Annotated in this window: 2 rRNA genes (1 of these 2 only partly in view); both read right to left on the bottom strand. The window is 56.7% G+C overall.

What is annotated here, in order from left to right:
* Position 1: 1 nt before the first annotated feature.
* Positions 2–118, bottom strand: a 5S ribosomal RNA gene (gene rrf, locus BMY89_RS29730).
* A gap of 93 nt (positions 119–211) precedes the next feature.
* Positions 212–2890: ribosomal RNA gene (locus BMY89_RS29725) — 23S ribosomal RNA — on the bottom strand; it runs 432 nt beyond the window's last position.

Raw genomic sequence — 2890 nt, 5'->3', positions numbered from 1 at the left:
TGTCCGGCGGTGTCCTACTCTCCCACACCCTCCCGGGTGCAGTACCATCGGCGCTGGAGGGCTTAGCTTCCGGGTTCGGAATGTTACCGGGCGTTTCCCCTCCGCCATGACCGCCGTAACCTTATCAACATGTCAAACAACACCACACCAGAAAATCCTGGGGTCTTGTTTGTTTGCTGTGAGTTGCACAGTGGACGCGTAGCAAATCTTTGTTGTCAAGTCCTCGGCCTATTAGTACCGGTCAACTGAACCCGTTACCGGGCTTACATTTCCGGCCTATCAACCCAGTCGTCTAGCTGGGGGCCTTACCCATCCGAAGATGGTGGGATACCTCATCTTGAAGCAGGCTTCCCGCTTAGATGCTTTCAGCGGTTATCCCTTCCGAACGTAGCTAACCAGCCGTGCCCCTGGCGGGACAACTGGCACACCAGAGGTTCGTCCGTCCCGGTCCTCTCGTACTAGGGACAGCCCTTCTCAAGTATCCTACGCGCACGGCGGATAGGGACCGAACTGTCTCACGACGTTCTAAACCCAGCTCGCGTACCGCTTTAATGGGCGAACAGCCCAACCCTTGGGACCTGCTACAGCCCCAGGATGCGACGAGCCGACATCGAGGTGCCAAACCATCCCGTCGATATGGACTCTTGGGGAAGATCAGCCTGTTATCCCCGGGGTACCTTTTATCCGTTGAGCGACACCGCTTCCACACGCAAGTGCCGGATCACTAGTCCCGACTTTCGTCCCTGCTCGACCCGTCAGTCTCACAGTCAAGCTCCCTTGTGTACTTGCACTCAACACCTGATTGCCAACCAGGCTGAGGGAACCTTTGGGCGCCTCCGTTACCTTTTAGGAGGCAACCGCCCCAGTTAAACTACCCACCAGACACTGTCCCTGAACCGGATAACGGTCCGAAGTTAGATACCCGAATCAACCAGAGTGGTATTTCAAGATTGCCTCCACACATACTGGCGTATGCGCTTCACCGGCTCCCACCTATCCTACACAAATCAACTCAGATACCAATGTCAAGCTATAGTAAAGGTCCCGGGGTCTTTCCGTCCTGCCGCGCGTAACGAGCATCTTTACTCGTACTGCAATTTCGCCGGGCCTGTGGTTGAGACAGTGGGGAAGTCGTTACGCCATTCGTGCAGGTCGGAACTTACCCGACAAGGAATTTCGCTACCTTAGGATGGTTATAGTTACCACCGCCGTTTACTGGCGCTTAAGTTCTCCGCTTCGCCCCGAAGAGCTAACAGGTCCCCTTAACGTTCCAGCACCGGGCAGGCGTCAGTCCATATACATCGAATTACTTCTTCGCATGGACCTGTGTTTTTAGTAAACAGTCGCTTCCCCCTGCTCTCTGCGGCCATACAACGCTCCACCCGCGCGGGGCTTCACGTCTCCGGCCCCCCTTCTCCCTAAGTTACGGGGGCAATTTGCCGAGTTCCTTAACCACAGTTCGCCCGATCGCCTCGGTATTCTCTACCTGACCACCTGTGTCGGTTTGGGGTACGGGCCGCTAAGAACTCGCTAGAGGCTTTTCTCGGCAGCATAGGATCACTGACTTCACCTGAATCGGCTCGGCATCACGTCTCAGCCTTCATGCACCACGGATTTGCCTATGATGCGGCCTACACGCTTACCCCGGCACAACCACCGGCCGGGCTCAGCTACCTTCCTGCGTCACCCCATCGCTTGACTACTACCCGCCAGGTTCCCACGCTCACCACACTTGGTCCGAAGACCGCCTGCAGCTCGGATGGTTAGCACAACGAAGTTCGTCAGGGACGCTCTTTCGCGGGTACGGGAATATCAACCCGTTGTCCATCGACTACGCCTCTCGGCCTCGCCTTAGGTCCCGACTCACCCAGGGCGGATTAGCCTGGCCCTGGAACCCTTGGTCATCCGGCGGAAGGGTTTCTCACCCTTCTTTCGCTACTCATGCCTGCATTCTCACTCGTGCCGCGTCCACAACTCGATCACTCGGCTGCTTCACCCCCGGCACGACGCTCCCCTACCCATCCACACACCTGCACACCATCCCGAAAGACGATGCGAAGTACACGCGTGAATGCCACAGCTTCGGCGGTGTGCTTGAGCCCCGCTACATTGTCGGCGCGGAACCACTTGACCAGTGAGCTATTACGCACTCTTTAAAGGGTGGCTGCTTCTAAGCCAACCTCCTGGTTGTCTATGCGACCCCACATCCTTTTCCACTTAGCACACGCTTAGGGGCCTTAGCTGGTGATCTGGGCTGTTTCCCTCTCGACTACGAAGCTTATCCCCCGCAGTCTCACTGCCGCGCTCTCACTTACCGGCATTCGGAGTTTGGCTGATTTCGGTAAGCTTGTGGGCCCCCTAGACCATCCAGTGCTCTACCTCCGGCAAGAAACACACGACGCTGCACCTAAATGCATTTCGGGGAGAACCAGCTATCACGGAGTTTGATTGGCCTTTCACCCCTAACCACAGGTCATCCCCCAACTTTTCAACGTTGGTGGGTTCGGCCCTCCACACGGTCTTACCCGCGCTTCAGCCTGCCCATGGCTAGATCACTCCGCTTCGGGTCTAGAACATGCGACTCAAACGCCCTCTTCAGACTCGCTTTCGCTACGGCTCCCCCACACGGGTTAACCTCGCCACATGCCACTAACTCGCAGGCTCATTCTTCAAAAGGCACGCCGTCACCCCTAAAGGCTCCGACGGATTGTAGGCGAACGGTTTCAGGTACTATTTCACTCCCCTCCCGGGGTACTTTTCACCATTCCCTCACGGTACTCGTCCGCTATCGGTCACCAGGAAGTATTTAGGCTTACCAGGTGGTCCTGGCAGATTCACGGCAGATTTCAGGAGTCCGCCGCTACTCGGGAACACCCACAGAAGACCAGCA

Source organism: Micromonospora phaseoli (assembly GCF_900109115.1).
Taxonomy (GTDB): Bacteria; Actinomycetota; Actinomycetes; order Mycobacteriales; family Micromonosporaceae; genus Micromonospora; species Micromonospora phaseoli.
The sequence above is the reverse complement of the archived record's forward strand: the minus strand, read 5'-3'. Positions and strand labels throughout refer to the sequence as shown.